Annotated in this window: 5 protein-coding genes and 1 pseudogene; all 6 read left to right on the top strand. The window is 70.1% G+C overall.

What is annotated here, in order from left to right; translation table 11 throughout:
• A pseudogene (locus tag ABD211_RS12495) lies at nt 1-244 on the top strand (cellulose binding domain-containing protein); the annotation flags it as partial.
• 102 nt (nt 245-346) lie between these two features.
• Nucleotides 347-2,383 (top strand): family 43 glycosylhydrolase, encoded by a 2,037-nt coding sequence (locus ABD211_RS12490; protein WP_344129726.1) that lies wholly within the window; start codon nt 347-349, stop codon nt 2,381-2,383.
• Between the two features lie 145 nt (nt 2,384-2,528).
• Nucleotides 2,529-5,279: a beta-L-arabinofuranosidase domain-containing protein gene (locus tag ABD211_RS12485; RefSeq protein ID WP_344129723.1), complete on the top strand. Its 2,751-nt coding sequence runs from the start codon at nt 2,529-2,531 to the stop codon at nt 5,277-5,279.
• 169 nt (nt 5,280-5,448) lie between these two features.
• Nucleotides 5,449-6,171 (top strand): energy-coupling factor ABC transporter permease, encoded by a 723-nt coding sequence (locus ABD211_RS12480; RefSeq protein ID WP_344129721.1) that lies wholly within the window; start codon nt 5,449-5,451, stop codon nt 6,169-6,171.
• The gene (locus ABD211_RS12475) at nt 6,168-6,530 is read left to right on the top strand and encodes a PDGLE domain-containing protein (protein ID WP_344129720.1); all 363 of its coding nucleotides are present in this window, start codon (nt 6,168-6,170) and stop codon (nt 6,528-6,530) included. Before ABD211_RS12480 ends, ABD211_RS12475 begins: the two co-directional genes overlap by 4 nt.
• Nucleotides 6,530-7,291, top strand: a complete 762-nt coding sequence (gene cbiQ, locus ABD211_RS12470) for a cobalt ECF transporter T component CbiQ (protein ID WP_344129717.1) — start codon at nt 6,530-6,532, stop codon at nt 7,289-7,291. The genes ABD211_RS12475 and cbiQ overlap by 1 nt, the downstream gene beginning before the upstream one ends.
• Nucleotides 7,292-7,326: the final 35 nt, after the last annotated feature.

Below are 7,326 nucleotides of genomic sequence, written 5' to 3'. Positions count from 1 at the left end.
GACCATCACGAACCTCGGCGCCGCCGTCACGAGCTGGCGACTGACCTGGACGTTCGCGTCCGGGCAGACCATCACCCAGCTGTGGAACGGCACCGCCACCCAGTCCGGGACGCAGGTGGCCGTGACGAACGCCAGCTACAACGGCGCCATCCCCAGCGGGGGTAGCGCGAACTTCGGGTTCAACGGGGCCTGGACCTCGACCAACCCGGTCCCGACGAATTTCGCCCTTAACGGCGTGGCCTGCGGCTGATCCTCCTACCTCGATCACCCCGCAGTTTCCACGTTGCACCTGTCGGCGCGGCCGCCTGCCGCGCCGGCAGGTGCCCTCTCCTTCGGAGGTTCCTCCATGCGACTCAGACCCTGGATCGTGCTCGCGAGTGTGGCCAGCATGGCCGCCGCGGCCGTCGTCACCGCCGTCTCCGCGCAGGCGGCGGCGGGATGCCAGGTCAGCTACGCCGTGACCAACCAGTGGGGCGGCGGCTTCGGCGCCAATGTTAGCGTTAACAACCTCGGCGACCCGGTCACCAGCTGGCGACTGACCTGGACATTCGCCGCCGGACAGACCATCACCCAGCTCTGGAACGGCACCGCGTCCCAGTCCGGGTCGCAGGTGACCGTGACGAACGCCAGCTACAACGGCACCATCCCGACCGGGGGCAGCGTGAGCTTCGGGTTCAACGGCGCCTGGACGTCGTCGAACCCGGTCCCGACGGACTTCGCACTCAACGGCACCGCCTGCACCGGCTCCGTCACCACGACGGCCGTTCCGACGAGCGCGACCACCAGCCGCCCACCCACGACCACGGCTGGACCCACCACAGCCGGACCGACGACCCAGCCGCCGACCAGCGCCGTGCCGACCACGGCCGGCCCGTGGCCGCCGTCGTCGACCTTCAGCAACCCGATGTTGTGGGAGGACTTCGCCGACGTCGACATCATCCGCGTCGGCGACGTCTACTACGCCTCCGCGTCGACGATGCACTACTCGCCGGGCGCGCCGGTCCTGCGCTCGTACGACCTGGTGCACTGGGAGGTCGCGGGGCACTCCGTGCCGAGCCTGGACTTCGACAACAGCGCCTACAACCTGAGCGGCTCGCGGGCGTACGTGAAGGGCATCTGGGCCTCGACGCTCAACTACCGCAAGTCGAACTCGACGTACTACTGGCTCGGGTGCGTGGAGTTCAACCGCACCTACGTCTACACCGCGTCCGCCGTCGACGGCACGTGGACCAAGCGGGCGCGGATCAACAACTGCTACTACGACGCCGGCCTGCTCATCGACGACAACGACACCATGTACGTCGCCTACGGCAACTCCACGATCAGCGTCGCGCAGCTCTCCTCCGACGGCCTGTCCCAGGTGCGCTCCCAGCAGGTGTACTCGACCCCGTCGAGCATCGGCACGCTGGAGGGCGCGCGGTTCTACAAGCGGGGCGGCTACTACTACATCTGGCTCACCAAGCCGGCCAACGGCCAGTACGTGCTGCGCTCCACCAGCCCGTTCGGTCCGTACGAGGTGCGGCAGGTGCTGCTCAACATGGCCGGCCCCATCTCGGGCGGCGGCGTGCCCCACCAGGGCGGCCTCGTCCAGACCGCGGCCGGCGCCTGGTACTACATGGCGTTCGTCGACGCCTACCCCGGCGGTCGGGTGCCCGTCCTCGCGCCCATCTCGTGGTCGTCCGACGGCTGGCCGTCGATCCAGACCGTCAACGGCGCCTGGGGCGCGTCCTACCCGTACCCCAATGTGCCCCGACCACCGCGCGACGTCCGCCCGCCCACCGGGACCGACACCTTCACCGGGTCCTCCCTGGGCCCCGACTGGGAGTGGAACCACAACCCGGACACGTCGAAGTTCAGCGTCGGCAACGGGCTCAAGCTGTCCACCGCCACGGTGACCACCGACCTGTACGCGGCCCGCAACACGCTCACCCGGCGCATCCTCGGGCCGTCGTCGACCGCGACGATCGAGCTGGACTACTCGACCATGCAGAACGGTGACCGGGCCGGGCTCGCGCTGCTGCGCGACTCGTCCGCCTGGATCGGCATCAAGCGCGACAACGGCACGACCCGGCTCGTCATGCAGTCCGGGCTGGCCATGGACAGCAACTGGAACACCACCAACACCGGCACGGAGTCGGCGAGCACCACGGTGTCCGGCGGCAAGATCTGGCTGCGCGTCACCGCCGACATCCGGCCGGGCAGCGGGCGGCGGGGCGTCTTCTCCTACAGCACCAACGGGACGACGTTCACCCAGTTCGGCACCCTGACGATGGGCAATGCCTGGCAGTTCTTCATGGGCTACCGGTTCGGCATCCTCAACTACGCCACCAGCAGCCTGGGCGGCTACGTCACTGTCAACCGTTTCACCCTCAGTACTCCCTGATCCAACAGCCCACCGACTGAGGCCGGCGCTCCCGCCAGAAAACGCTTTCGCACAAAATTGGGAGCGCCGGCCTCTAACGCAGGGGCGGTTGTGAACGTTAACATCCACGACAGTGACTCATACGTCCCCGATGGAGGTTCCACCCATGTCGTCCCCATCCATGAGCCGTCGCGGCCTGCTGAAAACGGCAGGCGTCGCGGCGGCCGCGAGCACCGTCGGCGGCGGTGTCCTGCTCGGTCGGTCCGTCGCCGAGGCGGCGGTCGCACCGGCCCGGCCGGACATCGGCGCCGCGGCGTACGCGTTCGACCTCGGCCAGGTCACGCTGACGTCGAGCCGGTGGCTCGACAACCAGAACCGCACCCTGTCCTACCTGCGGTTCGTCGACGTCGACCGGCTGCTGTACAACTTCCGGGCCAACCACCGGCTGTCCACCAACGGCGCCACCGCCACCGGCGGCTGGGACGCCCCGTCGTTCCCGTTCCGCACGCACATGCAGGGGCACTTCCTGACCGCGTGGGCCCAGGCCTACGCCGTGCTCGGCGACACGACGTGCCGGGACAAGGCCAACTACATGGTCGCCGAGCTGGCGAAGTGCCAGGCGAACAACTCCGCCGCCGGGTTCGCCACGGGGTACCTCTCCGGGTTCCCCGAGTCCGACTTCACCGCGCTCGAGGCGCGCACGCTGAGCAACGGCAACGTGCCGTACTACTGCATCCACAAGACGCTCGCGGGCCTGCTCGACGTGTGGCGCCTCATCGGCAGCACCCAGGCCCGCGACGTCATGCTCGCACTGGCCGGGTGGGTCGACACCCGCACCGGACGGCTCTCGTCGACCCAGATGCAGAACATGCTGGGTACGGAGTTCGGCGGCATGAACGACGTGCTGGCCGACATCTACCAGATGACCGGCACGTCGCGCTGGCTCACGGCGGCCCAGCGGTTCGACCACGCGGCCGTCTTCAACCCGCTCGCCTCCAACTCCGACCAGCTCAACGGGCTGCACGCGAACACCCAGGTGCCCAAGTGGATCGGGGCCGCCCGGGAGTACAAGGCGACCGGGACGACCCGCTACCGCGACATCGCGGTCAACGCGTGGAACATGACTGTTAACGCTCACACCTACGCGATCGGCGGGAACAGCCAGGCCGAGCACTTCCGCGCGCCCAACGCCATCGCGGGCTACCTGGCCAACGACACCTGCGAGCACTGCAACACGTACAACATGGCGAAGTTGACCCGCGAACTGTGGCTGCTCTACCCGGACAACGCCGCGTACTTCGACTACTACGAACGGGCGCTGCTCAACCACCTGATCGGCGCGCAGAACCCCGCCGACAGCCACGGTCACATCACCTACTTCACCCCGCTGAGGCCGGGCGGGCGCCGCGGCGTCGGCCCGGCCTGGGGCGGCGGCACGTGGAGCACCGACTACAACAGCTTCTGGTGCTGCCAGGGCACGGGCATCGAGGTCAACACCAAGCTGATGGACTCGATCTACTTCTACAACGGCACCACGCTGACCGTGAACCTGTTCATGCCGTCGGTGCTGAACTGGTCCCAGCGCGGGATCACGGTCACGCAGACCACCACGTACCCGGTGAGCGACACCACGACGCTGACCGTCACCGGCAACGTCAGCGGGTCGTGGTCGCTGCGGGTGCGCATCCCCGCCTGGACGTCCGGCGCAACGATCAGCGTCAACGGGGTGGCGCAGTCCGTCACCACCACGCCGGGTTCCTACGCGACGCTGACCCGGTCGTGGACGTCCGGCGACACGGTCACCGTCCGGCTGCCGATGACGGTGGCGCTCAGGGCCGCCAACGACAACGCGAACGTCGTCGCCGTCACGTACGGCCCGACGGTGCTGTCGGGCAACTACGGCAGCACCACGCTGTCGTCGCTGCCCTCGCTGAGCACCTCGTCGATCACCCGGACGAGCACCTCGTCGCTGGCGTTCACCGCCACCGCGAACGGGGCGACGGTCAACCTCGGCCCGTTCTACGACGCCCAGGGCTTCAACTACACGGTGTACTGGAACGCCAGCGGCGGCGGCGGATCCACCGGCGGCGCGAGCTACCGGCTCGTCAACGTGGCGTCCGGGCTCGTCCTCGGCATCCAGAACATGTCGACGGCCGACGGCGGCCTCGCCCTGCAGTGGGGCGACACCGGCACGGCCGACCACAACTGGGAGCTCGTCGTCGACGGTTCGGCCGTGCGGCTGCGCAACGTCAACAGCGGCAAGGTGCTCGGCGTGGAGAACATGTCGACCGCCGACAACGCCCGGGCCCTGCAATGGGCCGACAACGGCACGGCCGACCACCGGTGGACGCTCGTCGACGTGGGCGACGGGTCCCACAAGATCCGCAACGTCAACAGTGGCAAGCTCCTCGGCATCTCCGGCGGCTCCACCGCGCAGGGCGCCCAGGCGGTGCAGGACCCCGACAACGGCTCGACCGACAACCAGTGGCGGTTCGTGCCCAACGGCGCCCGGCGGATCCAGAACCTGGCCAGCGGCCTGGTGCTCGGCGTCACGAACATGTCCACCGCCGACGGCGGCCTGGTCATCCAGTGGGCCGACAACGGCACCGCCGACCACCTCTGGACCGCCGTGGTCGACTCCGGTGGGTACCTGCGGCTGCGCAACTCCAACAGCGGCAAGGTCCTCGCCGTCGAGAACGCCGGGACCGCCAACGGGTCGCGGATCGTCCAGTGGGCCGACGACGGCTCCAACGACAACCGGTGGCGCCTGCGCTACGGCGGAGGCGGGTACTTCCGCATCCAGTGCGCCGCCGGCGGCCGGGTCCTCGGCGTCTCCGGCGCGTCCACGGCGCAGGGCGCGCAGGTCCTGCTCTGGGACGACAACGGCACCAACGACCACCTGTGGCGCTTCATCTGAGCAGTGCCGCGCCCGGCGCCCTCGACGGAGGGCGCCGGGCACCAAGATCTTCACTGATCGATGACGCGCGTCACATACGCCCCTCATGATCGACCATTGTCAGTCACCTTATTGCATGATCTTTGCAAGAACAGCAGCCGCACAATATGCTGGCCGCGGAGGTGACGACATGAGTGACGTGATGGCGATGCACATCGCCAACGGCATCGTTGACGCACCGGTGTCCGCGCTGTTCGCGGGCGTCGCCGTCGTCGCGCTGGCGGTGTGCGTGGTGCGCGGCCGCGCGGACCTCGACGACCGGCTCGCGCCGATGGCCGGGCTCGTCGCGGCGTTCATCTTCGCCGTGCAGATGCTCAACTTCCAGGTGCTGCCCGGCGTCTCCGGCCACCTGCTCGGCGGCGCGCTCGCCGCCATCCTCGTCGGCCCGTGGGTCGGCGCGCTGTGCGTGTCGACCGTACTCGTGGTGCAGTGTCTGCTCTTCGCGGACGGTGGGCTGACCGCGCTGGGTCTCAACATCACCAACATGGCGGCCATCGGGACCGCCGCCGGCTACCTGCTCGTGGTCGCGCTCCTGCGGGTGCTGCCGACGACCCGCACCGGGCTGACGGTCACCGCGTTCGTGGCGTCGGTGGTCAGCGTGGTGGCCGCGTCCCAGGGCTTCGTGCTGCAGTACTGGCTGGGTGGCACGACCGAGCTCGCGCTCCCGACGGTCTCGTTGACGATGGCCGGCGTGCACACCCTCATCGGCATCGGCGAGGGCCTGATCACCGCGACGACGGTCGCGACGGTCGCCCGGGTGCGCCCCGACCTCGTGTACGCGCTGCGCCGCTTCCGCCGCCCCGTCCCGATGACCGCGCCGGCCGCGGTGCCTGTCGCCGGCGGTGTCGCGTGACCAGGCGCCCCGGTTGGTTCCTCGCCGGCGGCCTGCTCGTCGCCCTGCTGCTGGCCGGCGTCGTCAGCAACGTCGCCTCGGCCAGCCCGGACGGGCTCGACGCCACCGCCCGCGAGGGGTGCGTCACCGACGTCGACGGCACCATCACCGCCGGCACGTGCATGGCCCGGCAGGAGGGCGAGCACCAGCTCAAGGACAGCCCGCTGGCCGACTACGGCATCAAGGGCATCGACAACCCGTACCTGTCGAAGGGCCTGTCGGGCGTGCTCGGCGTGCTGGTGACGTTCGCGATCGGCGGCGGGCTGTTCCGGCTCGTGCGCCGGCGCGGCCAGCCGGCCGCCACCGCCCCGGAGAGCTGATGGCCGCCGGCCACGCCCACCCGCTGCACCTGCACCGCGACAGCCCCGTACACCGGCTCGCGCCCGAGGCGAAGATCCTCGCCACGCTGCTGTTCACGGTCGTCGTCGTGGTCACCCCGCGCGCGGAGTTCGCGGCCTTCGCCGGGTACGCGGTGCTGCTCGGCGGGGTCGCCGTCGCGGCGCGGGTGCCGGCCGGGTGGCTGGCCAGGCGGTCGCTGATCGAGCTGCCGTTCGTGCTGCTCGCCGTCGCGCTGCCGTTCGCCGGGCACGGCGAGCGGGTCACCTGGCTCGGGCTGTCGCTGTCCGTCGACGGGCTCTACGGGGCGTGGAACATCGCCGCGAAGGGCACTCTGGGCGTACTCGCCTCATTGTTGCTGGCGGCGACCACGACGATGCGCGACCTGATCGCGGGCCTGGAGCGGCTGCGGTGCCCGCAGGTGTTCGTCCAGATCGCCACGTTCATGCTGCGCTACCTGGACATTCTCGCCGACGACGCGCGGCGGATGCGGATCGCGCGGCTCTCGCGCGGCTACGACCCGCGGTTCCTGTGGCAGGTGAAGGCGTTCGCGGTGGGCGTGGGCGCGCTGTTCCTGCGCGCGTTCGAGCGCGGCGAGCGGGTCTACCTCGCGATGGTGTCGCGCGGCTACGCCGGCCGGCTGCCCGCGCCCGACGGCGGCGGCGCGAGCGCCGCCCAATGGGCGGCGTCGGCCGCGCTGCCCGCGGCGGCCGCGTGCATCGCCCTCGCGGCGGCGCTGCCATGACCGACCGAAGGGATGTGGCGGCATGACCGAGCGAA

Origin of the sequence: Luedemannella flava (genome assembly GCF_039528515.1) — a bacterium.
Classification (GTDB): Bacteria; Actinomycetota; Actinomycetes; order Mycobacteriales; family Micromonosporaceae; genus Luedemannella; species Luedemannella flava.
This window is presented reverse-complemented; position numbering and strand designations above follow the sequence as displayed.